The sequence below is a fragment of the Streptomyces sp. NPDC005931 genome, from assembly GCF_042871235.1.
Lineage (GTDB): Bacteria > Actinomycetota > Actinomycetes > Streptomycetales > Streptomycetaceae > Streptomyces.
Genome location: NZ_JBIAIG010000001.1, coordinates 229599 through 254959, shown reverse-complemented (window position 1 = coordinate 254959; position 25361 = coordinate 229599). Strand labels below are relative to the sequence as shown.

23 protein-coding genes, 1 pseudogene and 1 riboswitch are annotated in these 25361 nt (G+C 71.6%); of the genes and pseudogenes, 17 read left to right on the top strand and 7 right to left on the bottom strand.

Annotated features, from left to right (window positions below; all coding sequences use genetic code 11):
* The first annotated feature begins 129 nt into the window (after positions 1-129).
* Positions 130-486 carry an iron-sulfur cluster insertion protein ErpA gene (gene erpA, locus ACFYOV_RS01145; protein ID WP_389081216.1) on the top strand — a complete coding sequence of 119 codons (357 nt, stop codon included), beginning with the start codon at positions 130-132 and terminating at the stop codon, positions 484-486.
* 87 nt (positions 487-573) lie between these two features.
* On the opposite strand, the gene ACFYOV_RS01140 is transcribed toward erpA, so the two are convergent.
* Together ACFYOV_RS01140 and ACFYOV_RS01135 are read right to left on the bottom strand one after the other, a co-directional pair.
* Positions 574-2781 carry a hypothetical protein gene (locus ACFYOV_RS01140; RefSeq protein WP_389081214.1) on the bottom strand — a complete coding sequence of 736 codons (2208 nt, stop codon included), beginning with the start codon at positions 2779-2781 and terminating at the stop codon, positions 574-576.
* Positions 2782-2944: 163 nt separating this feature from the next.
* A complete protein-coding gene (locus ACFYOV_RS01135) occupies positions 2945-3154 on the bottom strand; it encodes a hypothetical protein (protein WP_389081211.1) in 210 nt (69 codons plus the stop codon).
* A 129-nt stretch (positions 3155-3283) separates the two neighbouring features.
* Between ACFYOV_RS01135 and ACFYOV_RS01130 the strand changes: the two genes are divergently transcribed.
* Positions 3284-4258, top strand: a complete 975-nt coding sequence (locus ACFYOV_RS01130) for a carbohydrate kinase family protein (RefSeq protein ID WP_389081209.1) — start codon at positions 3284-3286, stop codon at positions 4256-4258.
* A 27-nt stretch (positions 4259-4285) separates the two neighbouring features.
* Here ACFYOV_RS01130 and ACFYOV_RS01125 read toward each other — a convergent pair whose 3' ends face one another.
* Complete coding sequence (locus tag ACFYOV_RS01125) at positions 4286-5674, bottom strand: cysteine desulfurase/sulfurtransferase TusA family protein (protein ID WP_389081206.1); 1389 nt, start codon at positions 5672-5674, stop codon at positions 4286-4288.
* Between the two features lie 316 nt (positions 5675-5990).
* Here ACFYOV_RS01125 and coxB point away from each other — a divergent pair, with 316 nt between their 5' ends.
* The 4 genes from coxB (at position 5991) to ACFYOV_RS01105 (ending at position 10460) form a co-directional block, all read left to right on the top strand.
* Positions 5991-6950 carry a cytochrome c oxidase subunit II gene (coxB, locus tag ACFYOV_RS01120; protein ID WP_389081204.1) on the top strand — a complete coding sequence of 320 codons (960 nt, stop codon included), beginning with the start codon at positions 5991-5993 and terminating at the stop codon, positions 6948-6950.
* Positions 6947-8680 carry a cytochrome c oxidase subunit I gene (gene ctaD, locus ACFYOV_RS01115; RefSeq protein WP_389081201.1) on the top strand — a complete coding sequence of 578 codons (1734 nt, stop codon included), beginning with the start codon at positions 6947-6949 and terminating at the stop codon, positions 8678-8680. The genes coxB and ctaD overlap by 4 nt, the downstream gene beginning before the upstream one ends.
* Positions 8677-9075 carry a cytochrome c oxidase subunit 4 gene (locus tag ACFYOV_RS01110; protein WP_389081199.1) on the top strand — a complete coding sequence of 133 codons (399 nt, stop codon included), beginning with the start codon at positions 8677-8679 and terminating at the stop codon, positions 9073-9075. Before ctaD ends, ACFYOV_RS01110 begins: the two co-directional genes overlap by 4 nt.
* A 131-nt stretch (positions 9076-9206) precedes the next feature.
* Positions 9207-10460: an Ig-like domain-containing protein gene (locus ACFYOV_RS01105; protein ID WP_389081196.1), complete on the top strand. Its 1254-nt coding sequence runs from the start codon at positions 9207-9209 to the stop codon at positions 10458-10460.
* Between the two features lie 25 nt (positions 10461-10485).
* On the opposite strand, the gene ACFYOV_RS01100 is transcribed toward ACFYOV_RS01105, so the two are convergent.
* The gene (locus ACFYOV_RS01100; RefSeq protein ID WP_389081194.1) at positions 10486-10887 is read right to left on the bottom strand and encodes a hypothetical protein; all 402 of its coding nucleotides are present in this window, start codon (positions 10885-10887) and stop codon (positions 10486-10488) included.
* Positions 10888-11103: 216 nt separating this feature from the next.
* Here ACFYOV_RS01100 and ACFYOV_RS01095 point away from each other — a divergent pair, with 216 nt between their 5' ends.
* The 6 genes from ACFYOV_RS01095 (at position 11104) to ACFYOV_RS01070 (ending at position 18249) form a co-directional block, all read left to right on the top strand.
* Positions 11104-11715 (top strand): heme-copper oxidase subunit III, encoded by a 612-nt coding sequence (locus ACFYOV_RS01095; RefSeq protein ID WP_389081191.1) that lies wholly within the window; start codon positions 11104-11106, stop codon positions 11713-11715.
* A gap of 79 nt (positions 11716-11794) precedes the next feature.
* Complete coding sequence (locus ACFYOV_RS01090) at positions 11795-12607, top strand: c-type cytochrome (RefSeq protein ID WP_389081189.1); 813 nt, start codon at positions 11795-11797, stop codon at positions 12605-12607.
* The gene (locus tag ACFYOV_RS01085; RefSeq protein WP_389081186.1) at positions 12604-13656 is read left to right on the top strand and encodes a Rieske 2Fe-2S domain-containing protein; all 1053 of its coding nucleotides are present in this window, start codon (positions 12604-12606) and stop codon (positions 13654-13656) included. Before ACFYOV_RS01090 ends, ACFYOV_RS01085 begins: the two co-directional genes overlap by 4 nt.
* Complete coding sequence (locus ACFYOV_RS01080; RefSeq protein ID WP_389081184.1) at positions 13653-15290, top strand: cytochrome bc complex cytochrome b subunit; 1638 nt, start codon at positions 13653-13655, stop codon at positions 15288-15290. Before ACFYOV_RS01085 ends, ACFYOV_RS01080 begins: the two co-directional genes overlap by 4 nt.
* A gap of 141 nt (positions 15291-15431) precedes the next feature.
* Positions 15432-16496, top strand: a complete 1065-nt coding sequence (gene trpD / locus ACFYOV_RS01075; protein ID WP_389081181.1) for an anthranilate phosphoribosyltransferase — start codon at positions 15432-15434, stop codon at positions 16494-16496.
* Positions 16497-16584: 88 nt separating this feature from the next.
* Positions 16585-16701, top strand: a riboswitch (SAM riboswitch).
* A gap of 180 nt (positions 16702-16881) precedes the next feature.
* Positions 16882-18249 carry an aminotransferase class V-fold PLP-dependent enzyme gene (locus tag ACFYOV_RS01070; RefSeq protein WP_389081179.1) on the top strand — a complete coding sequence of 456 codons (1368 nt, stop codon included), beginning with the start codon at positions 16882-16884 and terminating at the stop codon, positions 18247-18249.
* A gap of 402 nt (positions 18250-18651) precedes the next feature.
* Here the strand turns inward: ACFYOV_RS01070 and ACFYOV_RS01065 are convergent, their stop codons facing one another.
* Complete coding sequence (locus tag ACFYOV_RS01065; protein ID WP_389081177.1) at positions 18652-18933, bottom strand: Lrp/AsnC family transcriptional regulator; 282 nt, start codon at positions 18931-18933, stop codon at positions 18652-18654.
* A complete protein-coding gene (locus ACFYOV_RS01060; RefSeq protein ID WP_389081175.1) occupies positions 18930-19664 on the bottom strand; it encodes a rhomboid family intramembrane serine protease in 735 nt (244 codons plus the stop codon). Before ACFYOV_RS01060 ends, ACFYOV_RS01065 begins: the two co-directional genes overlap by 4 nt.
* A 166-nt stretch (positions 19665-19830) precedes the next feature.
* Between ACFYOV_RS01060 and ACFYOV_RS01055 the strand changes: the two genes are divergently transcribed.
* The 5 genes from ACFYOV_RS01055 (at position 19831) to ACFYOV_RS01035 (ending at position 25191) form a co-directional block, all read left to right on the top strand.
* The gene (locus tag ACFYOV_RS01055) at positions 19831-20070 is read left to right on the top strand and encodes a hypothetical protein (RefSeq protein WP_389081172.1); all 240 of its coding nucleotides are present in this window, start codon (positions 19831-19833) and stop codon (positions 20068-20070) included.
* Between the two features lie 65 nt (positions 20071-20135).
* Positions 20136-21479, top strand: a complete 1344-nt coding sequence (locus ACFYOV_RS01050; protein WP_389081170.1) for an NYN domain-containing protein — start codon at positions 20136-20138, stop codon at positions 21477-21479.
* Between the two features lie 230 nt (positions 21480-21709).
* Positions 21710-22750 carry an NlpC/P60 family protein gene (locus ACFYOV_RS01045; protein WP_389081167.1) on the top strand — a complete coding sequence of 347 codons (1041 nt, stop codon included), beginning with the start codon at positions 21710-21712 and terminating at the stop codon, positions 22748-22750.
* A gap of 200 nt (positions 22751-22950) precedes the next feature.
* Positions 22951-23967 carry an NlpC/P60 family protein gene (locus ACFYOV_RS01040; protein WP_389081163.1) on the top strand — a complete coding sequence of 339 codons (1017 nt, stop codon included), beginning with the start codon at positions 22951-22953 and terminating at the stop codon, positions 23965-23967.
* 33 nt (positions 23968-24000) lie between these two features.
* A complete protein-coding gene (locus ACFYOV_RS01035) occupies positions 24001-25191 on the top strand; it encodes a hypothetical protein (RefSeq protein WP_389081161.1) in 1191 nt (396 codons plus the stop codon).
* On the opposite strand, the pseudogene ACFYOV_RS01030 reads toward ACFYOV_RS01035, so the two are convergent.
* Positions 25192-25356, bottom strand: a pseudogene (locus ACFYOV_RS01030) (PadR family transcriptional regulator); the annotation flags it as partial.
* Positions 25357-25361: the final 5 nt, after the last annotated feature.

Sequence of the window (25361 nt, the reverse complement as noted above, 5' to 3'; positions counted from 1 at the left end):
CCGCTCCGCGCGGCGTGTGCGAGCATGAGGACGGAGCCGAAAAGCGAGCGCCCGGCCCGGAATGAATCCGCGGCCCCGCCGGTTGCAACCGTCGGCAAGCAGTCTCCGTACAAACCGGGAGAGATGTAGATGTCCGTATCGGACGAGACCACCACCGTCACCGACGGCATCATCCTGACCGACGCCGCCGCGGCCAAGGTCAAGGCCCTGCTCGACCAGGAAGGCCGTGACGACCTCGCCCTGCGTGTCGCCGTTCAGCCCGGCGGCTGCTCCGGCCTGCGTTACCAGCTCTTCTTCGACGAGCGTTCCCTCGACGGTGACGTGCTCAAGGACTTCGACGGTGTGAAGGTCGTCACCGACCGCATGAGCGCCCCGTACCTCGGCGGTGCCACCATCGACTTCGTCGACACCATCGAGAAGCAGGGCTTCACCATCGACAACCCGAACGCCACCGGCTCCTGCGCCTGCGGCGACTCCTTCAGCTGAGCCGGGGACCCGTTCCGGGCGACGCACACGCGCGAAGGCGGCGGCCCCCGTGACGGGGCCGCCGCCTTTGTCGCTCCGCTTCCCGGCCTACCGGGTGCCGGAGGGCGGCGCGGGCAGGCGGGCGCCGTCCTTGCGCAGCGGGACCGGCTCACCGTCCGAGCCGACGACCTCACGGTCGCCGAGCGGCGCGTCCAGCCGCACGGTCTGCTGGTACTGCTTGGCGATCATGATGCAGACCTTGCCGGGCCAGGGCTTCTCGGTGACGGTGACCTTCACCTCGCCCCCGGTCTCGACCGCCGTCGTCCGGTAGTCGGCGCAGACCCCGCCCGTGAACGTCACGGTCAGCTCGTCGCCCTCGGCGGTGTAGCCCTCCACCTCGACGTCGTCCGGGGCGGGTGCCGAGGTCGGCCCGTCTCCCGGCGCCGACGGCCGCGGGCTCGGCTGCTCGGACGTCGGGGACGCGAGGAACTCCGGGTCCACCGCCGGGTGGGTCACCGTGAGCGCGTCCTCGGTGCCCGCCGGCCGCACCTCGAACAGCCAGGACGGGACGAGCGCCTGGCGCCCGCCCACGGAGTGCGCGGCCAGCCCGAACACGGCCCGCTCCACGGTGAGCGTCTCCTTCCGGGCAGGGCCGGTGGACGAGCCGCACTCCTCCCGCGGCTCCTCGAGCGGTACGGGAGTGGCACAGCCGCCGATGCCGCCGCGCGGGCCCGGCTCCGGGGCCGCGTTCATCAGCTTCAGCGCCCGGTCCGCGTCCACCACGGGGTACGCGTCACCCTTCACCGGCGCCGCCAGCCGGCCGCTGCCGCCCACCACCGTGCCGTCGGCGCCGACGATCACGCCGGTCGTCCAGCCGTACGTCGGCAGCCCGCCGATCTCGGGATCGGCGTTCACCACCCGGTTGGCACCCGTGACCTGGCCCGCGTCGATCTTCGCGGCGTCCTGCCCGACCGCCTTCAGCACGGGCGCGGCGGCCTTCCGCGCGGCCTCCTCGCCGACCGGCCGCGCGTCGGCGGGCGGCGCCTGGCACACGTCGCCCTTGCAGTCGTCGGTGCCGGGGACGTGCCGGCTGAACGTCCACGTGCCCGGGGCGTCCCGGTCCACCCGCAGGGTGGGCCCGGCGCCGTCCTGGCCGCCGATCCGCCAGCTCTCGCCCTCGGCCACGGGCTTCCCGTCGACCCCGAGCGCCTTCGCCAGCGCCACGACCTGCTCCCGGGTGACCTGTCCCCGCGCCCCGTACACGGGTGCCGAGCCGGGGCCGTCCGGGAGCGCGCCCTCGGCGCGGTAGGTGGCGCCGTACGGGTTGGGCTCCCCGGGCGCGACACCGGGCGCCCCGCCCTCGGAGTACCCGTCCAGGACGAGCGGCGGCGGAGTCCCGTCCCCGTTCGCCCCGGGCGTCGCCCCGCCGCCCGAACCCCCGGACGCGGTGGCGGCGAGATACGCCCCACCCCCGCCGACGAGCAGCACGGCGGCGGCGACGGAGGCGACCAGCGCCGCGGACCGCCGGCGGGGCGGGGCGGGCTCCCCGTCACGGGACTCCCCGGCGTGCCACCCGTCACGGGGCTCACTCTCCCCGCGCCCACTGTCCCGGGGCCCACTGTCCCGGGGCCCACCGCCCCGGAGCTCGTCGTCTCGGCGCTCGTCGGCGGCGGGGGCGACGGATTGCTCGACGGCGGGCCCGGCGACGGCGCCCGCCCCGTCTTCCCGGGCTCCGGCACCGCGGTCCTCGCGGTCGGCCGGTTCGTCCCCGTCTTCCCGGGCTCCGGCACCGCGGTCCTCGCGGTCGGCCGGTTCGTCCCCGTCTTCCCGGGCTCCGGCACCGCGGTCCGCGAGGCCGGCCGGTTCGTCCCCGTCTTCCCGGGCTCCGGCACCGCGGTCCGCGAGGCCGGCCGGTTCGTCCCCGTCCTCGGCTCCGGCCTTTCCGTCCCCGGTGCCGGTCTCCCCGTCCCCGGCGGCGCCACCGCGACCGGGCTCCGCAGCCCGTGCCGTGTCCGTCCCGGCGTCCTTGTTCGGGGTCTCCGGTCCGTCGGCCGTGTCTCCGGTGCTCTTCCCGGCGTCCGTGTTCCCGGCCGCGCCCTCGCGAGTGCCGGTCCCGCCGGCGTCGGTCTCCGCGGAGCCGCTGTCGCCCGTCCCCGCCCCGGCGCCGGGCGACCCGGCGCCCGCGGCAGGGTCTCCCCGGCGTTCTCGTGCCGCCGCCGTGCCCTTGTCCCCGTCGCTGCCGGAGGCGCCCGTCTCGCGCGGGCTGCCGGTGGGCCTCGCCTCGGCGTCGTCGTGGTCGGGTCGCTCGGTGTTCACCGCATCGCTCCTTCGGCTGCGCAGCTGTCCCGGAAGACCCTGCCCGGTCGTACCGGGACCGCTGATGGGTCGTATCCCGCATCCCCTTTACGGGGGACAGCGATGGGACGCAGCGGGGGAGCGCACGGTTCCCCTGGGGCGCGCCGGGCCGGCCGGCGCCGGCTCAGTCGCCGTACTCCGACATCGCGTCCAGCAGCCGTGCCGACGCGGGCGGCACCGTTACACCGTGGATCAGCGAGGGGGAGACCGGACGGGCGGCCACCCGGTCCGGAACCGTCCAGTGGGGAGCCATCCGGGCGCAGTCACCCCGCAGCGACGCCAGGTCGCCGTCGATGTCGGCCGGGGCAGGGGCGTGGACCTTGAGGTTCGTCATGTCCGCACCGTACGCATGCCCGCCCGTGCGAAGAAAGATCTACTATCGGGTAGTTTTGGCTGCTTGGGCGGGCAGTCCCCACCCGGTAGCGTGAACTGTCAATCCGCCTCCCTCAGGAGAATCCACGCCGTGCGCATCGCAGTCACCGGCTCCATCGCCACCGACCACCTCATGACCTTCCCCGGGCGCTTCGCCGACCAGTTCGTCGCGGACCAACTGCACACGGTCTCGCTGTCGTTCCTCGTCGACAACCTCGACGTGCGCCGGGGCGGCGTGGGCGCGAACATCGCCTTCGGCATGGGCCAGCTCGGCACCCGGCCCATTCTCGTCGGCGCCGCGGGCTTCGACTTCGACGAGTACCGGGCCTGGCTGGACCGGCACGGCGTCGACACCGAATCCGTGCGCATCTCCGACACCCTGCACACCGCCCGCTTCGTGTGCACCACGGACGCCGACCACAACCAGATCGGCTCCTTCTACACGGGCGCGATGAGCGAGGCCCGCCTGATCGAACTCAAGACCGTCGCCGACCGGGTCGGCGGTCTCGATCTGGTCCTCATCGGCGCCGACGACCCGGAGGGCATGCTTCGGCACACCGAGGAGTGCCGCTCGCGCGGCATCCCGTTCGCCGCCGACTTCTCCCAGCAGATCGCCCGGATGAACGGCGAGGAGATCCGGATACTGCTGGACGGGGCGACCTACCTCTTCTCCAACGAGTACGAGAAGGGACTCATCGAGACCAAGACCGGCTGGACCGACCCCGAGATCCTCTCCCGGGTCGGCCACCGCGTCACCACCCTCGGCTCCCGCGGCGTCCGCATCGAGCGGGCGGGCGGGGACCCCATCGAGGTCGGCTGCCCCGACGAGGAGCGCAAGGCCGACCCGACCGGCGTCGGCGACGCCTTCCGCGCCGGCTTCCTGTCCGGCCTGGCCTGGGGCGTCTCCCTGGAGCGCGCCGCGCAGGTCGGCTGCATGCTCGCCACGCTCGTGATCGAGACGGTCGGCACCCAGGAGTACCAGCTGCGCCGCGCCCACTTCATGGAGCGCTTCACCAAGGCCTACGGCGACGAGGCCGCCGCCGAGGTGCAGCAGCACCTGGCCTGACCGGCCGGCCCGCGCTCCCGGCAGCCCTCAGGAGACCCGGCGGACCACATAGGCCGAGCCCCGGTCCGCCGGCTCCTCACCCACGTACTGCTGCCCCCGCATCTCGCACCACGCCGGGATGTCCAGCCGGGCCGCCTCGTCGTCCGCGAGGACCCGCACCGTGCCGCCCACCGGCACGTCCCCGATGACCTTGGCGAGCTCGATCACCGGGATCGGGCACCGCCGTCCCCGCGCGTCCACCACCAGCGCGTCGTCCCCCCGCCCGGTGCCGCCCGCCGCCGCGCCGACCGGCGCCCCGAGCTTCTCCCGCGTCCCGGCCACCGCCCCGGGCAGGACGGACAGGAACCGCTCGACCTCCTCCCTCGGCGTCCCGGCCGGCAGGGAGACCCGCACATTGCCCTCGCTGAGCACCCCCATGGCCTTCAGCACGTGGCTGGGCGTCAGGGTGCTGCTCGTGCACGAGGAACCGGACGACACCGAGAAACCGGCGCGGTCCAGCTCGTGCAGCAGTGTCTCCCCGTCGACATAGAGACACGAGAAGGTGACGATCCCGGGCAGCCGGCGCTCCGGATCGCCGACCACCTCCACGTCCGGCACCCGATCCGGCACGCCCGCCCGGATCCGGTCCGTCAGTTCCCGCAGCCGCGCCGACTCCTCGGCCGCCTCGGCCCGCACCGCCCGCAGCGACGCCGCCGCCGCCACGATCGCCGGCAGGTTCTCGAAACCGGCCGCCCGCCCCGACTCCCGTTCGTCCACCGGCCCCTGGGGCGCGAACCGCACGCCCTTGCGCACCACGAGCAGGCCCACGCCCGAAGGCCCGCCCCACTTGTGGGCGCTCGCCGCGAGCAGCGACCAGTCGCCCCGCACCGGACCCCAGCCCAGCGACTGGGCCGCGTCCACCAGCAGCGGCACCCCCGCCACCCGGCACGCCTCGGCCACCTCCGCCACCGGCTGCACCGTGCCCACCTCGTGGTTGGCGGACTGGAGACACGCCAGCGCCGTGTCCGGCCGCAGTGCCTCGGCGTAGGCGGACGGCGCCACCGCGCCGGTGCGGTCCACGGCGACCTCGGTGACCGTCCCGCCCTCGGCCTCGTGCACCTGGGCGGCGTGGAGCACCGACGAGTGTTCGACCGCCGACACGATCAGGTGGCGTCCGACGCGCCGCCGCCCGGCCAGCGCACCCGCCGTCCCGGAGTGCACCGCCCGGGTGCCGGACGTGGTGAACACCAGCTCGTCCGGGCGGCATTCCACCGCCTCCGCCGCCGCCTCGCGCGCCGCGTCCAGCAGCATCCGGGCCCGCCGCCCCTCCCGGTACAACCGCGCCGGATCGGCCCAGCCCTCGTCGAGGGAGGCCATCAGGGCCTGGCGGGCGACGGGATGGAGCGGGGCACCGGAAGCTGCATCGAAGTAGGCCACACGGCAACGTTAGATCGCCGGCCGGGGCGGCGGACCCGAAGGGGCGGCGACATCCGTGCGAACCATGCGAAGTACGGGCACCCGCGACACACGGGTCATCTCCGAGTCATCGGGCGCCCGGTTCTGCCCTCTCCCACCCCTTCGGGGTGACCGGCGGCGCGTATGCCGACCCTCCCCGCGACCCCCCGGAGAGCGTCGGCTAGGGTTTGGTCCGCATAAACATCCAAACCCCTGCCCGACGCAGGGCGGCGACCGACCAGCGAGAAGGCCAGGCCGCAGCCGTACAGCGCGGGCGAGACTCTCGGGAAGGCGCTACGTGAGTCCCAACGGCTCCGACCGCTCGCCGCGGCGCCCGATGCGGCGGAAGCTGCTGCAGGCACTGACCGCGGGCCTGGTCCTGGCGACCGCCACAGGTTGCACATGGGAGGACTTCCCCCGCCTTGGCATGCCCACCCCCACCACGGAAGAGGCTCCGCGGATCCTCTCCCTGTGGCAGGGCTCCTGGGCCGCCGCGCTCGCCGTGGGCGTGCTGGTGTGGGGCCTGATCCTGTGGAGTGCTTTCTTCCACCGGCGCAGCCGCACCAAGGTCGAGGTTCCTCCGCAGACCCGGTACAACATGCCCATCGAGGCGCTGTACACGGTGGTTCCGCTCATCATCGTCTCGGTGCTCTTCTACTTCACCGCCCGTGACGAATCCGAGCTGCTGAAGCTCGAGAAGAAGCCCGACGTCACGGTCAACGTGGTCGGCTTCCAGTGGAGTTGGTGCTTCAACTACGTCGAGAACGTCGAGGGTTCCACGGGCGACGCAGGGTCGTCCAAGGAACTCGAGGCGATCCCCGACCGCTACAAGGAGGCGTTCCCGGCCGACGCCGGCGGCGTCTACGACTGCGGCACCCCCTCCACCCGCAACCCGCAGACCGGCAACCCCGGGCCCACCCTGTGGCTGCCCGAGGGCAAGCGGGTCCGGTTCGTCCTGACCTCTCGTGACGTCATCCACTCCTTCTGGGTGGTGCCGTTCCTGATGAAGCAGGACGTCATCCCGGGCCACACCAACGCCTTCGAGGTGACCCCCAACAGGCAGGGCACCTTCCTGGGCAAGTGCGCCGAGCTCTGCGGCGAAGACCACTCCCGGATGCTGTTCAACGTGAAGGTCGTCTCCCCCGAGCGTTACGAGCAGCACCTGAAGGACCTCGTGAAGAAGGGGCAGACCGGTTACGTGCCCGCGGGTATCCCGCAGTCGGGCCACGAGAAGAACCGGGAGTCGAACATCCTGTGAGCATCCTCAACGAACCCCAGGGTGCCGCGGCAGGGTCCCACTACGAGGACGAACTGCCGGTGCGGCGCCAGAACCGTGGCAGTGTCGTGGTCAAGTGGCTGACGACCACCGACCACAAGACGATCGGCACGCTGTACCTCGTGACGTCGTTCGTGTTCTTCTGCATCGGTGGCCTCATGGCGCTCGTCATGCGGGCCGAGCTGGCCCGGCCGGGCCTGCAGCTGATGTCGAACGAGCAGTTCAACCAGGCGTTCACGATGCACGGCACGATCATGCTGCTGATGTTCGCGACGCCGCTGTTCGCCGGTTTCGCCAACTGGATCATGCCGCTCCAGATCGGCGCGCCCGACGTGGCGTTCCCGCGGCTGAACATGTTCGCCTACTGGCTGTACCTGTTCGGCTCGCTGGTCGCGGTGGCCGGCTTCCTCACCCCGCAGGGCGCGGCCGACTTCGGCTGGTTCGCCTACGCCCCGCTGTCGGACGCGGTCCGCTCGCCGGGCATCGGCGCCGACATGTGGATCATGGGTCTGGCGTTCTCCGGCTTCGGCACCATCCTCGGCTCGGTCAACTTCATCACCACGATCATCTGCATGCGCGCCCCCGGCATGACGATGTTCCGCATGCCGATCTTCACCTGGAACGTGCTGCTGACCGGTGTGCTGGTCCTGCTGGCCTTCCCGGTCCTGGCCGCGGCGCTCTTCGCGCTGGAGGCGGACCGCAAGTTCGGCAGCCACATCTTCGACTCGGCCAACGGCGGCGCGCTGCTGTGGCAGCACCTGTTCTGGTTCTTCGGCCACCCCGAGGTGTACATCATCGCGCTGCCGTTCTTCGGCATCATCAGTGAGGTCATCCCGGTCTTCTCCCGCAAGCCGATGTTCGGCTACATGGGCCTGATCGGCGCGACCATCGCCATCGCGGGTCTGTCGATCACGGTGTGGGCGCACCACATGTACGTCACCGGCGGTGTCCTGCTGCCGTTCTTCTCCTTCATGACGTTCCTGATCGCCGTCCCGACCGGTGTGAAGTTCTTCAACTGGATCGGCACCATGTGGAAGGGCTCGCTCAGCTTCGAGACCCCGATGCTGTGGGCGATGGGCTTCCTGATCACCTTCACCTTCGGTGGTCTGACCGGTGTCATCCTGGCCTCGCCGCCGATGGACTTCCACATCTCCGACTCGTACTTCGTGGTGGCGCACTTCCACTACGTCGTCTTCGGCACCGTGGTGTTCGCGATGTTCGCCGGCTTCCACTTCTGGTGGCCGAAGTTCACCGGCAAGATGCTGGACGAGCGCCTCGGCAAGATCACCTTCTGGACGCTGTTCATCGGCTTCCACGGCACCTTCCTGGTCCAGCACTGGCTGGGTGCCGAGGGCATGCCGCGCCGGTACGCGGACTACCTCGCGGCCGACGGCTTCACCGCCCTGAACACGGTCTCGACGATCGCCTCGTTCCTGCTCGGCCTGTCGGTCCTGCCGTTCTTCTACAACATCTGGAAGACGGCCAAGTACGGCAAGCCGGTCGGCGTCGACGATCCGTGGGGCTACGGCCGCTCGCTGGAGTGGGCGACCTCCTGCCCGCCGCCGCGGCACAACTTCGTGAAGCTGCCGCGCATCCGCAGTGAATCCCCGGCGTTCGACCTGCACCACCCGGAGATCGCCGCGCTCGACGAGCTCGAGAACATCGGTCACGGCGAGAAGGCCCTCGCCGGCGGCAAGGAGGCCGGCAAGTGAAGATCCAGGGCAAGATGTTCATGTGGCTGGGCGTCTTCATCCTCGTCATGGCGGTCGTCTATGGCGTGTGGTCGAAGGAGCCGGCCGGCACCACCGCCCTCTTCCTGGCCTTCGGCCTGGCCGTGATGATCGGCTTCTACCTCGGCTTCACGGCCAAGCGGGTCGACGTCGGCGCACAGGACAACAAGGAGGCGGATGTCGCGGACGACGCCGGCGAGGTCGGGTTCTTCAGCCCGCACAGCTGGCAGCCGCTCTCCCTGGCGCTCGGTGGCGCCCTGGCCTTCACCTCGGTCGCGGTCGGCTGGTGGCTCATGTACTTCTCGGCGCCGCTCATCCTGATCGGCCTGTGGGGCTGGGTCTTCGAGTACTACCGCGGTGAGAACCGCACCCAGTAACACGCCGTACGGCACTCAGGGGCCCGGACACTCCGACAGGAGGGTCCGGGCCCCTGCGTTCGCCGCAATCTGCATCACTCGATCGAGTTGCCCAGCGCGCCGGAGTTGACGCGGCTCCCTAGCGTGAGGTCATGAGACCACGCACCCGCACCGTAGTCGGCTGCACGCTGCTGGTGATCGCCCTCGGCGCGGGCGTCACCGGCTGCGGCGCCGCCGGCGACCCGCTGTCCGCCGAGCCGTACGACGCGGCGGACCACATCTCCTTCACCGGCCTGGGGGAGGACGGCGAGAAGGCCGATCCGGACAAGCCGCTGGAGGTCGTCGCCGAGGACGCCGACGGCCGCATCACGGACGTCACCGCCGTGGACGCCGCAGGACGCTACGTGGCGGGCGAACTCTCCGCCGACGGAACCCGCTGGCACAGCACCTCCCCGCTCGCCGCCGACGCCCGCTACACGGTGCGGGTGAGCACCGAGAACGAGGACGGCGCACCGGGCCGCGAGGTCGTCTCCTTCACCACCGGCAGACCCACCACCAAGCGCCTCGGCGTCACCTTCGGTCCCCGGGCGGGCACGTACGGCGTCGGCCAGCCCGTCACCGCGGAGCTGAGCATGCCGGTCACCGACCCCGCACAGCGGGCCGTGGTGGAGCGCGCCCTGAAGGTCCGGTCCACGCCCGCGGTGAGTGGCGCCTGGCACTGGGTCGACGACCGCAAGCTCCACTACCGCCCCAAGGAGTACTGGCCCGCCCACGCCACCGTCCAGGCCCGCAGCAACCTGGAGGGCATCAGGATCGACGACCGCGTCCGGGGCGGCAGCGTCAAGCCGCTGACCCTGCGCACCAGGGACCGCGTCATCGCCGTCACCGACGCCGCCGCCCACGCGATGACCGTCTACCGCAACGGCGAGGAGATCAAGAAGATCCCCGTCACCACCGGCAAGCCCGGCTTCGAGACCCGCAACGGCGTCAAGGTCGTCCTGGCCAAGGAACGCTTCGTCCGCATGCGCAGCAGCACCGTCGGCATCGCCGAGGGCTCGGCCGAGTCGTACGACCTGCCGGTCCACTTCGCCACCCGGGTCACCTGGAGCGGCGAATACGTGCACGCCGCCCCCTGGTCCGTGGGCTCGCAGGGCTACGCCAACGTCAGCCACGGCTGCGTCGGGATGAGCACCGACAACGCCCAGTGGTTCTTCGACACCGTGCGGGAGGGCGACGTCGTGGAGGTCGTCAACTCCGACGGCGACACCATGGAGACCTTCGGCAACGGCTACGGCGACTGGAACCTCTCCTGGGAGAAGTGGCGCGAGGGCAGCGCCGTGGTGGGCGCCGGGCCCGACGCCCCGCGCTCCGAGGACACGGCGCGGCTGCGTCCCCAGTCGGCGTGAGGGCCGGGACCGCGGCGAACGCCGCTCAGGCGCTCAGGGCGCTCTTCGGCCGCAGCAGCGAGGCCAGGGCGGAGGCGAACTCCACCGGCTCCACCGGGAGCGTCACAGCGGCCTCGGCGCGGCTCCAGGTGGCCAGCCAGGCGTCCTGGGGCCGTCCGATCAGCAGCAGCACCGGCGGGCAGTCGAAGACCTCGTCCTTGATCTGCCGGCACAGCCCCATGCCGCCCATCGGCACGGCCTCGCCGTCCAGCACGCAGACGTCGACGCCGCCCCGTTCCAGCTCTGCGAGGACCGCCGGCACGGTCGCGCACTCCAGGAACTCCACGACGGGGACGTCCGGGGCCGGCCGCCGGCCGGTGGCGAGCCGCACCTGCTCCCGGGTGTTGGCGTCGTCGCTGTAGACCAGCACCGTGGCGGTCGCCTGCATTGTTCCTCCACGCATCGAGAGTGAGGCACGGCATTGTCGGGAACTTCGGGTACCGATGGCGCGGATGCTACTCCTTCCGCCCGCCTGTCAACACCGGTTCGCACACGACTTCGACGGGTCGCCCGGTAGGGCCATCCGGGCAGTACAGAGGGGCCGAACACACCGAACGGCACCCCCCGGGGTGAGGGCGGGATAAGCGACCGACATAATGTCGGCGTGGCGACAGCAACGACAGTAGATACCGGGCACGCGCACCCGTCGGTCAATCGGCCGAACCTCACCAGCGTCGGAACCATCATCTGGCTGAGTTCCGAGCTGATGTTCTTCGCGGCCCTCTTCGCGATGTACTTCACCCTGCGATCGGTGACCGGGCCCGACTTCTGGTCGGAGAAGGCCGACGCCCTGAACTTCCCGTTCTCGGCGACGAACACCACGATCCTGGTGCTCTCCTCCCTCACCTGCCAGCTCGGCGTGTTCGCCGCCGAGCGCGGTGACGTGAAGAAGCTCCGGATGTGGTTCATCGTCACCTTCATCATGGGTGCGATCTTCATCGGCGGTCAGGTCTTCGAGTACACGGAGCTGGTCAAGCACGAGGGCCTGTCGCTCTCGTCCGACCCCTACGGCTCGGTCTTCTACCTGACCACCGGCTTCCACGGCCTGCACGTGACGGGCGGTCTGATCGCCTTCCTGCTGGTCCTCGGCCGGACCTACGCGGCCCGGAGGTTCACCCACGAACAGGCGACCGCGGCCATCGTCGTGTCCTACTACTGGCACTTCGTCGATGTCGTCTGGATCGGCCTCTTTGCCACGATCTACATGATCAAGTAGCCGGGCTCGCATCCGCCGCGCTCCCGCAGCGCACCAACCAGAAGCATCGACGCAGAAGATCCTGACACCGGGGTAATCCGTGAAAAAGCTCTCCGCACGACGACGCCACCCGCTGGCGGCGCTCGTCGTCCTACTCCTCGCGCTGGCATGCACCGGGGGGCTGTACGCCGTGTTCGCGCCCGCGGACAAGGCGCAGGCCGACGAAACCGCCCAGTCCCTCACCATCGAGGAGGGCAAGAAGCTCTACTCGGTCGGCTGCGCCAGCTGCCACGGCACCGGCGGTCAGGGCACCACCGACGGCCCGCCCCTGGTGGGCGTGGGCGCCGCGGCCGTCGACTTCCAGGTGGCCACCGGCCGTATGCCGGCCGCCACCTCGAAGGGCGCGCAGCTGCCGCGCAAGAAGCCGGTCTACACCCAGGCCGAGATCGACCAGCTGGCGGCGTACGTCGCCTCCCTGGGCGCCGGCCCCGCGGTGCCGGCCGAGGAGCAGTACGGCCCGCAGGGTGCCGACATCGCCAAGGGCGGTGAGCTGTTCCGCAACAACTGCGCGCAGTGCCACAACTTCACCGGCAAGGGCGGTGCCCTCACGGACGGCAAGTACGCGCCGGGCCTGGAGGACGTCGACCCGAAGCATGTCTACGAGGCCATGCTCACCGGCCCGCAGAACATGCCCTCCTTCCCCGACACCACCCTGCCGGAGCAGAACAAGAAGGACATCATCGCGTACCTGAACGCGGTCAACAGCGATGAGAGCGAGAGCCCCGGCGGTCTTGAGCTGGGCGGGCTCGGCCCGGTCAGTGAGGGCCTGTTCGGCTGGATCTTCGGTCTCGGTGGTCTGATCGCCGTCGCTGTGTGGGTCGCCGCTCGGACCGCAAAGGCCAAGAAGTCATGAGTAGCCAAGACATCCCTGAAGAGAACCTGCCCGCCGCGCAGGACACCGGCGCGGTGCGCGTCGCGGACGAGAAGGACCCGTTCGCCGACCCCGGCCTGCCGCCCCACGAGCACCGGATCCAGGACATCGACGAGCGGGCCGCCAAGCGGTCCGAGCGCGCGGTCGCCCTCATGTTCACGGCGTCGATGCTGGCCACCATCGGCTTCATCGCCTCGTTCGTGGCCATCCCGGTCGACAAGATCGTCTACATCTTCCCGCTCGGCCACATCAGCGCCCTGAACTTCGCGCTCGGCGTGACGCTCGGCATCGCGCTGTTCGCCATCGGCGCGGGCGCGGTCCACTGGGCCCGCACGCTGATGTCGGACGCGGAGCTCACCGACGAGCGCCACCCGATCGCGGCCGAGCCCGAGGTCAGGGCGAAGGTCATGGACGACTTCCGCCAGGGGGCGAAGGAGTCGCAGCTCGGCCGGCGCAAGCTGATCCGCAACACCATGTTCGGCGCGCTCACCCTGGTGCCGCTGTCCGGCCTCGTGCTGCTGCGCGACCTCGGGCCGCTGCCGGAGAACAAGCTCCGCCACACCCTGTGGTCCAAGGGCAAGCTGCTGGTCAACATGAACACCAACGAGCCGATGCGTCCCTCGGACATCGTGGTCGGCTCGCTCACCTTCGCCAAGCCCGAGGGCCTGGAGGAGCACGACCACAGCTTCAACAACGAGATCGCCAAGGCCGCCCTGATGCTCGTCCGCATCCAGCCGGGCGACATCAAGGACAAGCGCACGCTCGACTGGTCGCACGAGGGCATCCTCGCGTACTCGAAGATCTGCACCCATGTCGGTTGCCCGATCTCCCTGTACGAGCAGCAGACGCACCACGTCCTGTGCCCGTGCCACCAGTCCACCTTCGACCTCTCCGACGGTGCCAAGGTCATCTTCGGCCCCGCCGGTCACGCACTGCCGCAGCTGCGCATCGGCGTGAACGACGAGGGCTACCTCGAAGCGCTCGGTGACTTCGACGAGCCCGTCGGTCCTGCATTCTGGGAGCGCGGATGAGCACCAACACGAGTACCGAGTCCCGCTCTCGCGGGAAGGCACCGGCCGGCGAACGCGTCGCCGACTGGGCCGACGGCCGGCTGGGGATCTACTCCCTGGCCAAGGCCAACATGCGCAAGATCTTCCCGGACCACTGGTCCTTCATGCTGGGCGAGATCTGCCTCTACAGCTTCCTGATCATCATCCTCACGGGTGTGTATCTGACGCTGTTCTTCCACCCGTCGATGAACGAGGTGGAGTACCACGGCAGCTACATCCCGATGCAGGGGCAGCTGATGTCGGAGGCGTACGCCTCGACCCTGGACATCAGCTTCGACGTGCGCGGCGGTCTGCTCATCCGGCAGATCCACCACTGGGCGGCGGTCATCTTCCTGGCCGGCATGTTCGTCCACATGATGCGCGTCTTCTTCACCGGCGCCTTCCGCAAGCCGCGCGAGATCAATTGGCTGTTCGGCTTCCTGCTGTTCGTGCTCGGCATGTTCACCGGCTTCACCGGCTACTCGCTGCCGGACGACCTGCTCTCCGGCACCGGTGTCCGCTTCACCCAGGGTGCGATCCTGTCCGTGCCCATCGTCGGCACGTACATCTCGATGTTCCTGTTCGGCGGGGAGTTCCCGGGCACCGACTTCGTCGCCCGGTTCTACTCGATCCACATCCTGCTGCTGCCGGGCATCATGCTCGGCCTGGTGGTGGCGCACCTGATCCTGGTCTTCTACCACAAGCACACGCAGTTCGCGGGTGCCGGACGGACCAACAAGAACGTCGTCGGCATGCCGCTGCTGCCGGTCTACATGGCCAAGGCCGGAGGCTTCTTCTTCCTGGTCTTCGGCTTCACCGCGCTGCTGGCCGGCATCGCCTCCATCAACCCGATCTGGAACCTGGGCCCCTACCGCCCGGACATGGTCTCCACCGGAGCCCAGCCCGACTGGTACATGGGATTCGCCGAGGGCCTGGTCCGCGCCATGCCCGGCTGGGAGGTCAACTTCTGGGGCCACACCCTGGTCCTGGGCGTCTTCATCCCGCTGGTGCTGTTCGGCCTCTTCCTCGGCGTCATCGCGCTCTACCCGTTCATCGAGTCCTGGATCACCGGGGACAAGCGCGAGCACCACATCCTGGACCGGCCGCGCAACGCCCCGACCCGTACGGCCTTCGGTGTCGCCTGGGTCACCGGCTACATCATCATGCTGATCGGTGGTGGCAACGACATCTTCGCCACTCACTTCAACCTGTCGATCAACGCGGTCACCTGGTTCGTCCGTATCGGCTTCTTCGTCGGTCCGGTCGTGGCGTTCGTCGTCACCAAGCGGATCTGCCTCGGCCTCCAGCGCCGGGACAAGGACAAGGTGCTGCACGGCCGTGAGTCCGGCATCATCAAGCGCCTGCCGCACGGTGAGTTCATCGAGGTCCACGAGCCGCTCAGCCAGGAGCAGCTCTACACCCTCACCGCGCACGAGCAGTACAAGCCGGTCGAGATCGGCCCGACGGTCGACGAGAACGGCGTCCGGCGCAAGGTCAAGGGCTCCGAGAAGCTGCGCGCCAAGCTCAGCAAGGCGTACTACGGCGAGGAGTCCCAGATCCCGAAGCCGACCGTCGAGGAGTACAAGGAGATCACGAGCGGCCACGGCCACCACTGATCGCTGCGCTCGCCACGCAACGGAGGAGGGGCCCCGTCCGGTGTTCGGACGGGGCCCTTCGCCGTGCCCGGGGCTGGATAGGGTGGAGCCGTCGAGATCCGCGTCCCGCAGTGCGGGACACTTCTGACCCAGGAGCGGCTGATGAGCGCTGTGACCCCCGCTGGAGGCGACACCGCGGCGGGCCGCTCCTGGCCCGCCCTGCTGAACGGCCTGCTGGACGGCCGGGACCTGTCCGCCGACGACACCGCCTGGGCGATGGACCTGATCATGCGCGGTGAGGCGACCGACGTGCAGATCGCCGGGTTCGCGGTGGCGCTGCGGGCCAAGGGCGAGACCGTCGACGAGATCACCGGCTGCGTACGGGCGCTGTACGACCACGCCAACGTGATCGACGTGCCCGGCGCGACGGTCGACATCGTCGGCACCGGTGGGGACGGCGCCAAGACGGTCAACATCTCCACGATGTCCTCGATCGTGGTGGCCGGCACCGGTGCGAAGGTCGTCAAGCACGGCAACCGGGCCGCGTCCTCGGCGTCCGGTGCCTCCGACGTCCTGGAGAAGCTCGGCGTGAACCTCGAGCTGACCCCGCGGCGGGTCGCCGAGGTGGCCGAGGAGGCCGGGATCACCTTCTGCTTCGCGGTCAAGTTCCACCCGGCGCTCCGCCACGTGGCCGCCGCGCGCGGGCAGCTCGGCATCCGGACGGTGTTCAACTTCCTCGGTCCGCTGGCCAACCCGGCCCGGGTGAAGGCCCAGGCCGTCGGGGTCGCCGACCCCCGGATGGCGCCGATCATGGCCGGTGTCTTCGCCGGGCGCGGCCACTCCTCACTGGTGTTCCGCGGTGACGACGGCCTGGACGAGCTGACCACCACCGCCACTTCCCGGGTGTGGGTGGTCCGCGACGGCAAGGTGACCGAGGAGACCTTCGACCCGCGCGACGTCGGCATCGAGCTGGTGCCGGTCGAGGCGCTGCGCGGCGCCGACGCCTCGTACAACGCGGAGGTCGCCCGGCGGCTGCTGGACGGCGAGCCGGGGCCGGTGCGCGACGCCGTGCTGCTGAACTCGGCGGCGGCACTGGTGGCGCTGGAGCCTGGCACCGGGACGCTCACCGAACAGATCCGCACCGGGATGGACAGGGCCGCGGAGGCGATCGACTCGGGCGCCGCGAGGCGGGTGCTGGACCGCTGGGTGGCGGTCAGCAACGCCTGACACCGCACACGGATGTGACCAAGGGCGCGGTCCGCATGCCGGACCGCGCCCTTGCGCATGCGGGAGTGTGTGGCAAGATCTGGGATCAGGTCATGAGCGACAGCCATCAGGCCCCGGCCGGCTGTCCGGCAACCCTCCGTCCGTGGCGGGGTGCCCCGGGTGAGGACCAGGCCGTGAGCAGCAAGGCCCACGGCAAGCGCGGACCCCTCGCACACTGTGGCACGTGTGGGGCCAGGGGTCCTGGTCGTTCGAGGGAGCCTTCCGTGAGCAAGCGAATGCGCTAGGGCCGCAGAGCCCCGCCTCCGCGTCCCCTTTTTCACCCCTGCAGCGCTGGAGCGACGTGCGCTCGCGCGGGGGTCCCGCCCGCCTCTCCGGGAGTTCAGCCATGCCTCTGTCCACCCCTGCCGCCGCTCAGTCCGTCGGTGCTCCGCTGCCCGTGCTGGGCGCGGACGTCACCGTCCCGCTCGTCACCGGCGGCGAGGTCACCTACGCCGCGCTCGACTACGCCGCGAGCGCCCCCGCGCTGAAGCGGGTGTGGGACGACGTGGCCGCGTACGCGCCCTACTACGGCAGCGTCCACCGCGGCGCCGGATACCTCTCCCAGCTCTCCACCGACCTGTTCGAGAACGCCCGCCGGACCGTCGCCGGCTTCCTCGACTGCCGTGCCGACGACCAGGTGGTGTTCACCCGGTCCACCACCGACTCCCTCAACCTGCTCGCCACCGCGCTCCCGGCCGGATGCGAGGTCTTCGTCTTCGAGACCGAGCACCACGCCTCCCTGCTGCCCTGGCGCGGGGCCCGGGTCACCTGCCTGGACGCCCCGCGCAGCCCGCTCCGGGCGGTCGAGACGCTGGAGCGCGCCCTCGCCGCCCGCGACCCCCACGGCCCGGCCCTGGTCTGCGTCACCGGCGCCTCGAACGTCACCGGCGAGCTGTGGCCGGTGCGGGAACTGGCCGCCGCCGCGCACGCGCACGGTGCCCGGATCGTCCTGGACGCCGCCCAGCTGGCCCCGCACCACCCGGTGAGCGTGCGCGAACTCGACGTCGACTGGGTCGCCTTCTCCGGGCACAAGCTGTACGCCCCCTTCGGCTCCGGAGTCCTCGCCGGCCGCTCCGACTGGCTGCGGGAGGCACAGCCCTACCTCGCCGGGGGCGGCGCCAGCCGCCGGGTCACCCGGAGCGCGGACGGGGGAGTGGACGTCGAGTGGCACGACGGCACGGCCCGCCACGAGGCCGGCTCGCCCAACGTGATCGGCGCCCACGCGGTCGCCTCCGCCTGCACGGCGCTCGCCGAGGCCGGGTTCGACGCGCTGATCGCCCACGAGGAGCGGCTGATCCGCACGGTGCGCGAAGGACTCGCGGACGTGCCCGAGGTGCGGTTCCTGTCCCTGTTCGGGGACGGCGCCCCGCGGGTGGGCGTCCTGTCCTTCGTGGTCGAGGGCTGGAACAGCTCCCACTTCGCCGCCGCGCTGTCCGCCGAGTACGGCATCGGCGTACGGGACGGACTGTTCTGCGCCCACCCGCTGGTGCGCACGCTGCTCGGCGGGGACCCGCGGAACCAGGGCGAGTGCGGCGCCCCCGAGGCGGCGCCCGGCGAGAAGTCCCTCAACGCCATCCGGGTCAGCTTCGGCGCGGGTACCCCGGACGAGCACGTCGAGCGGTTCGTGCGGGCCGTGAGGGAACTCGTGCGGGACGGGGCGCGCTGGACCTACCGCACCGAGAACGGTCGGTGCGTGCCGGACACCTCGGCGTGACCTGCGGTCGGCGCCCCGGGGATGCGCCCGTGCGCGCGCCGGCAGTCGGGTGCCAGGGAGGACCGTCCGCAGGGCGCGGTCCGTGGCGTCGGTGAGGAGTCCGGCCCCGCGGAGCTGGGCCTGAGCGGCGGGTATCGGGGCGGGCAGGACGTCGTGGCGGGCGTCTGTGCCCGGCACCTCCGTGGGCGCCCGCGCCCGAGCGTCCGGCGGGGTCCTGTACGGGCCGGGCCGGTCCCTCCGGCCGGAACAACTCGCGCCCTGCGGAGAGGAGTCCGGAGCCGTCGGTGTCGGGCGGCCGCGCCCCGGCGCCCGGAGCGTCGGGGGCCGACGGCGACGCCGCGGATGCGCGTGCCGAACCCCGCGTCCGTGGCGTGATCCGAACGACCGGCCCCGGAACCAGTGCTAGTTGTCCAGGCCGATCGCGAACGCCGCCTCCAGGTCGTGCTGGGAGTACGTGCGGAACGCCACGTGCGTGTCCGTCGCCTCCACGCCCGGGATCTTGCTGATGCGGCCCGGGATGATCTCCGCCAGGTCCTCGTGCTCCTTGACCCGGACCATGGCGATCAGGTCGTACGTCCCGGTCACGGAGAAGACCTCGCTGACGCTGTCCAGCGCCGCGATCCGCTCCGCGATCTCGGGGATCCGGTCCACGCTGGTCTTGATGAGGACGATCGCGGTGATCACGGCTGGTTCTCTCCCTCGGTGGCCGGAGCAGGGGCGACCCTCACTCTAGTCGCCCGTCCGAAGCGCACCCACGCCCAGCCGAAGCCCAGTGCGAAGCCCACCAGGTGCGCCAGATACGCCACCCCCGGCCCATCGGACGCCCGCTCTGCCGCCGCCCACTGCAACGCCGCCCAGAACGGCAGCACCACCCACGCCGGGAACCGCACCGGCAGGAAGAACAGGAACGGCAGGAGACTGGTGACCCGGGCCCGGGGGAAGAGGAACAGGAAGGCGCCGAGGACCGCCGAGATCGCTCCCGAGGCACCGACCAGGGACTGCCCGGAGTCCGCGTTGGCGGCGGCGTAGCCCAGCAGGGCGAGGTAGCCGCAGCCCGCGTAGCACAGGGTGAACTGCACGCGGCCCATCCGCTCCTCGGTCATCGCCCCGAAGACGTGGAGGAAGAGCAGGTTGCCGAGCAGATGCACCCAGCTGCCGTGGACGAACAGCGCGGTGGCGGGGGTGAGGAGCGCTCCCGGGGAGCCCTCGAACAGGTCTGCGGGGATCACTCCCCAGCGCCGGAAGTATTCCCGCTGCGCGGCGAGCAGGTCGTCGCCGGAGCCGTAGGCCGGATTGAGGCCCGAGCCGGGCCCGAGCAGGAAGACCAGGCAGCACAGGACGATGAGGGAGTGGGTCACCGGGGCCGACGGGCGCCGGACCGACCTGACGGCCGGCGCGCTCCAGTTGCGGATCATGGACACAGAGCATGACGTAACCGGGCGCAACCGCACAGATCGCCTCGCCGCCGTGGACAGGCGGGCGGCGAGGACCCGCCAGGCCGTAGGGTTACGAGCCACACGCACCGGGCGACCGGCGCGTCGCCGACAATGGAAGACCCTAGAAGGAAAGAGCACAGTCACGATGACGGTTCCCCTGCCGACCGCCACGACGCGGTGGCGCTGCACCCTCTGCGGCAACCTCACGCGGTTCGACGTGACCCGCTCCTCCAAGGTCGTCGAGTACGTCCACCTCGATCTGGCCGGAGAGCCGACGGTCGAGGAGCGCGAGGTGCTCAATGAGACGATCGAGTCGGTGCGGTGCCGCTGGTGCAACGCCGTGGACCAGGTGGAACTCGTGGACAGGCCGGGTGCCGGCTCCTGAACGGGAGCGGGCCCCGCTGACGGCGCCCCCGCACGCGGGTCGCGCACAGCATTGGGGTGTGACGGATGGTGGAGACCGCAGGCGGGGGGCCGCAGGACGGCGCCGCTGAGGTGCTCGACCGTCCGCTGCCCGACGGGGTGCGCCGCCGGGTCCTCCAGATCGTCGCCGACGGCTTCGGCGGGCTCACCGTCGCCGAGCTGCCCTCCCAGCTCAGGCAGTACGCCCGCTTCGCCCCCAACCGCCGCGCCAAGTTCGCCGGGAACGCGATGGCCGCGGCCCTGGAGACCGATCCGCTGTTCCGTCAGCGCATCGGGGAGAAACTGAGAGAGGCCCAGCCGGAACTGACCGGCGCCCTCGACTCCGGCTCCCCGCCCCCGGCCGCGGACCCGCTCGACGTGGCGGCCGCGGCCTACGTACTGCGCCCGGCGGGCTGGGTCAAGCTGGTGGCCGCCGCAGGCGAGGAGGCCCAGCGCGCGGACGCCGAGCGCGCCGACGAGGAGACCCGCGCCGAGCTCGAGCGGCTGCGCGCCGAACTCGACCGGGCTCGTGAACACACCCGCACCGAGACCGAACGGCTGCGCACCGAGCTGGAGTCGGCCCGCAAGGAGGCCGAGTCACTGCACCGCAAGCTGCGCGCCGCGCTCAGCGACGTCAAGCGCGGCGAGGCGGCCCTGCGCAAGCTCCGGGGCGAGATGGAGGCCGTGCGGGCCGAGGGGCAGGCCCAGGTGTCGGCCGCCGAGAGCGAGAGCCGGCGCCTCAAGGCACGCCTGGGCGAGACCGAGGCCGCGTTGGAGGCCGCGCGCCGCGCGGCACGCGAGGGCCGCAGCGTCGAGGACATGCGGGTCCGGCTGCTGCTGGACACCGTCCTGGACGCCGCCCAGGGGCTCCGGCGCGAGCTCGCGCTGCCGCCGGTGTCCGTGCGGCCCGCCGAGACGGTGGACGCCGTCGAGCCCGGACGCATGACCCCCAAGGACATCGCCGCCCGCGCCCTGTCCGAGGACGACCCGGCCGTCCTCAACCAGTTGCTGGCGCTGCCGCAGGCCCACCTCGTGGTCGACGGCTACAACGTCACCAAGACCGGCTATCCCCAGATGCCGCTCGAGAAGCAGCGGCTCCGGCTGCTCGGCCAGCTCGCCCAGCTCGCGGCGCAGACCGGTGCCGAGGTCACCTGCGTCTTCGACGGCGCCGAACTGGCCGCGCCGGTGCTGCTGGCGCCGCCGCGCGGGGTGCGGGTGCTGTTCTCGAAGCCGGGGGTCACCGCGGACGAGCTGATCCGTCAGCTGGTGCGGGCGGAGCCACCGGGCCGGCCCGTCATCGTCGCCTCCACCGACCGCGAGGTGGCCGACGGAGTGGCCCGCGCGGGTGCCCGCCCGATCGCGTCGGCGGTACTCCTGAAGAGGCTTTCCTGACATCTGGTTGACTTCCGTCCCTCCTGCAACGTACGGGCGTCATGCCCGAATTGACGGTTCCGTCACGCAACGTAGTGTCAGCCGGACATCACAGCAGGTGAGTTGGGGGCGAATAAACGCGCTGTAACAAAGATTTTGTGACTGGGGATTTGAACTGATCACAAGAGAATCACTAGGGTCGGCTCCGAACCTCCGCCCGCGCGATCACTCTCGAGAAGGAGCTCGTCTCCGTGGCGTCCCACCGTCGTCCCAAGCAGCCGAGCCGCGCACGTGTGACCGTGCTCACCACCGCTGCCGCAGCTGCCGTAGCCCTGAGCTCGCAGGCGGCCCATGCCGCCCCCAGCGAGAAGCCGAGCAAGGACGAGGTCAAGGCGAAGGTCGACAAGCTCTACGAGCAGGCCGAACACGCCACCGAGAAGTACAACGGCGCCAAGGAGAAGCAGGAGAAGCTCCAGAAGGAGATCTCCACCATCCAGGACAACGTCGCCCGCGGCCAGCAGGAGCTCAACGAGCTGCGCGACGGCCTCGGTTCGATGGCCAGCGCCCAGTACCGCAGCGGCGGCATCGACCCCTCCGTGCAGCTGTTCCTCTCCTCCGACCCGGACGACTACCTCGACAAGGCGTCCGCGCTCGACCAGTTGAGCACCCAGCAGGTCGACGCGCTGAAGAAGATCCAGGAGAAGCAGCGCGACCTCGCCCAGCAGCGCGCCGAGGCGGCCGAGAAGCTCAAGGACCTCGCCTCCACCCGCACCGAACTGGGCAAGAAGAAGCAGGAGGTGCAGGGCAAGCTCGCCGCCGCGCAGAAGCTGCTCAACACCCTCACCGCCGCGGAGAAGGCCCAGCTCGCCGAGGAGGAGAACCGCGCCAGCCGCGCCAGCGAGCGCGACGCCCTCACCGCCGACGTCCCGGCCGGCTCGGGTCGCGCCGCCGCCGCGTACGCCGCCGCCCAGAGCAAGCTCGGCACCCCCTACGTCTACGGTGCCACCGGCCCGTCCTCCTTCGACTGCTCGGGCCTGACCCAGTGGGCCTATGCCCAGGCCGGCGTCGCCATTCCGCGCACCTCCGAGGCGCAGACCGGCGCGGGCACCAGGATCTACTCGGTGAGCCAGCTGAAGGTCGGAGACCTGGTCTTCTTCTTCAACGACCTGCACCACGTGGGGCTGTACGCCGGCAACGGACAGATCATCCACGCCCCGCGCACCGGCACGGTCGTCCGCTACGAGTCGATGAACACCATCGGCGGCCCCTTCATGTTCGGCGTCCGGGTCTAGCAACCCGCCCCCGGCCGGGAGGCGGTGCCTCCGTTCGGGGGAATCGTGCAGGCCCCGTCCGCACCCGCGCCCCGCCCCTGACCTGCGTCAGTGGCGGGGCGTCACCGTGCGTGGCCGCCGACGCCGTTGGTCGTCACCCCGCTGCGGGGCTACTGTCTGCCGCGTTTCCCTGTCCGTCAGCGGAAGGAGCGCGGCTTCCCGTGGGGTCCCATCGCCGACTTGAACCGTCCTGCGGGCCGGACCGAGGCGCCACCGTCGCCGTCGGCCTGCTGTCCGCGGCGGCCGCCGTCCTCGGGGCCGTACCGGCCACCGCCGCGCCGCCCGACGACACCGGGGCCGAGGTGGACCGCCTCTACGAGGAGGCCGAGCGGGCGACCGAGGCGTACAACGAGGCCGACGCGCGCGCCGACACCCTGCGCGGGCAGATCCGCACCGCCCAGGACGAGATCGCCCGGCAGCAACAGCGCGTCAACACCATGCGGGAGTCGCTCGGTTCGCTGGCCGGCGCCCAGTACCGCTCCGGCGGCCTCGACCCCTCCCTCGCCCTGCTGTTCTCCGAGGACCCCGAGGACTACCTCGAGAAGGCCTCCGTACTCGACCGGATCACCGTCCACCAGGCCGGTGAGCTGAGGGAGTTGCGCACGGCCCTGCGCACCCTCGCCCAGGACCGCGCCGAGGCGGCCCGCAAGCTCGGCGAACTGGACCGCAGCCGCAGGGCCGCCGCCGCCCACAAGAAGACCGTCGAGCACAAGCTCGCCGCGGCCCGGCGGCTGCTGAACTCCCTCCCGGACGGCGAACGCGCCGCCTACGACCGGGCCCAGCGCTCCGGCCGCCACGACCTGCCCGGCCCCGCCGGCGCCGCCGTCGCCTCCGGGCGCGCGGCCGCCGCCGTCGCCGCCGCCCACTCCGCCCTCGGCAAGCCCTACGTCTGGGGTGCCAGCGGGCCGGGCGGCTTCGACTGCTCCGGCCTCATGCAGTGGTCGTACGCGCAGGCCGGGGTCGCCCTGCCGCGCACCTCGCAGGCCCAGCGGTACGCCGGCCGGCAGGTACCGCTGTCCGAGGCGCGCCCCGGTGACCTGGTCCTCTACCGGGCCGACGCCAGCCACGTCGCGATGTACGTCGGCAACGGCCAGGTCATCCACGCGCCCCATCCCGGCGCCGGCGTGCGCTACGACCCGGTCGGGATGATGCCGATCTCGTCGGTCACCAGGGTCTGACCGGAACCGGCCGGGGCCCTTACCCTCGGGAAGGTGGCTGGTCGAAGGCGGGTTCCGGGGGCGTCCGTGGTGGCGCTGTGTCTGCTGCTCGTCTCCCTGGTCGCCTGTGGCGGCGGTCCCGCGGGCGACCGCGTCCGCGCCGAGGTGCAGGCGCTGCTCGACCGGCGGGCCGGGGCGGTCCTCGACCGCGACCCCGCCGCCTACGCCCGCACCGGCACCCGTGACGGGTACGCCCGCCTGCGCGCGGTGCCGCTGGCGGACTGGTCCTACCGCCTTACCTCGCTGCACCGCAGCGGCGACACCGCCACCGCCTCGGCGGACCTCGGCTACCGCGTCGCGGGGTACGACCGCTCCCCGGTCGTCACCGCCCGCACCCTGCGCCTGAGCCGGGACGGGGACGGCCGCTGGGCGGTGGAGTCCGAGCGGCCGGCGGAGAAGTCCGGCCAGCAGCTCTGGGACCAGGGCGCGGTACGGGCCGTCACGGGGAGCCGGTCCCTGGTGCTGGGCGTCGGACGCCCCGCGGAGGAACTGCGCGGCTACGCCGAGCTGGCCGACCGCGCGGTCCCCGCGGTGTCCGAGGCGTGGGGCACGCGGTGGCCGCGGCGCCTGGTGCTGCTCGTGCCGCAGTCCTTGGAAGGCATGGCCGGGCTGCTCGGCTCGCCCGCCTCCTCCTACCGGGGCATCGCGGCGGTCACCACCGGGGAGACCGGCACGGGGGCACGGGCACCCGCGGACCGGATCATCGTCAACCCGGACGCCTTCGGCGTGCTGGGCGACTCGGGCCGGCAGGTCGTGCTCACCCACGAGACCACGCACGTGGCCACCCGCGCCCACACCACCGACGCGACTCCGCTGTGGCTCTCGGAGGGCCTCGCCGACTGGGCCGGCTACCGCGGCACCGGCCGCACCCCGGCCGAGGCCGCACCCGAACTCGCCCACGCGGTGGACCGGGGCGAGGTGCCCTCGCGACTGCCGGACGACGAGGACTTCCGGTTCGCCGGCGCCGCGGGCCGCCTCGCCCGGGCCTACGAGAGCGGCTGGACGGCCTGCCGCCTGATCGCCGACCAGTGGGGCGAGGAACGACTGCGGGGCTTCTACCGCGCGGTGGGCGCCCACGGACGGCGCGAGGGCGCGGTCGAGACCGCGATGCGCGACGTCCTCGGGACGACGCCGGAGGACTTCACCCGACGCTGGCGGGACTACCTGCGGACCGAACTCGGGTAGTCAGCCGGACTGCTCCAGCTCGGCCAGGGCCTCCCGCAGCCACGCCCGCTCCGCCTCGCCCGTGGCCCGCGCGACGCGCAGCATGCCCTGCCGGAACAGGTCGCCGGCCTCCTCGGCGCGCACCGGGGCGCCGTCGCGGTGGAAGAAGCTCGCCGGTGTCTCGAGGCACG

What these genes read in the sequence shown, in the direction of transcription:
- ACFYOV_RS01105 (WP_389081196.1), top strand. Translation starts at nt 9,207, where the DNA reads ATGAGACCACGCACCCGCACCGTAGTCGGCTGCACGCTGCTGGTGATC.
- ACFYOV_RS01100 (WP_389081194.1), bottom strand. Translation starts at nt 10,887, where the DNA reads ATGCAGGCGACCGCCACGGTGCTGGTCTACAGCGACGACGCCAACACC.
- ACFYOV_RS01060 (WP_389081175.1), bottom strand. Translation starts at nt 19,664, where the DNA reads ATGATCCGCAACTGGAGCGCGCCGGCCGTCAGGTCGGTCCGGCGCCCG.
- trpD (WP_389081181.1), top strand. Translation starts at nt 15,432, where the DNA reads ATGAGCGCTGTGACCCCCGCTGGAGGCGACACCGCGGCGGGCCGCTCC.
- ACFYOV_RS01080 (WP_389081184.1), top strand. Translation starts at nt 13,653, where the DNA reads ATGAGCACCAACACGAGTACCGAGTCCCGCTCTCGCGGGAAGGCACCG.
- ACFYOV_RS01085 (WP_389081186.1), top strand. Translation starts at nt 12,604, where the DNA reads ATGAGTAGCCAAGACATCCCTGAAGAGAACCTGCCCGCCGCGCAGGAC.
- ACFYOV_RS01055 (WP_389081172.1), top strand. Translation starts at nt 19,831, where the DNA reads ATGACGGTTCCCCTGCCGACCGCCACGACGCGGTGGCGCTGCACCCTC.
- ACFYOV_RS01070 (WP_389081179.1), top strand. Translation starts at nt 16,882, where the DNA reads ATGCCTCTGTCCACCCCTGCCGCCGCTCAGTCCGTCGGTGCTCCGCTG.
- ACFYOV_RS01050 (WP_389081170.1), top strand. Translation starts at nt 20,136, where the DNA reads ATGGTGGAGACCGCAGGCGGGGGGCCGCAGGACGGCGCCGCTGAGGTG.
- ACFYOV_RS01135 (WP_389081211.1), bottom strand. Translation starts at nt 3,154, where the DNA reads ATGACGAACCTCAAGGTCCACGCCCCTGCCCCGGCCGACATCGACGGC.
- erpA (WP_389081216.1), top strand. Translation starts at nt 130, where the DNA reads ATGTCCGTATCGGACGAGACCACCACCGTCACCGACGGCATCATCCTG.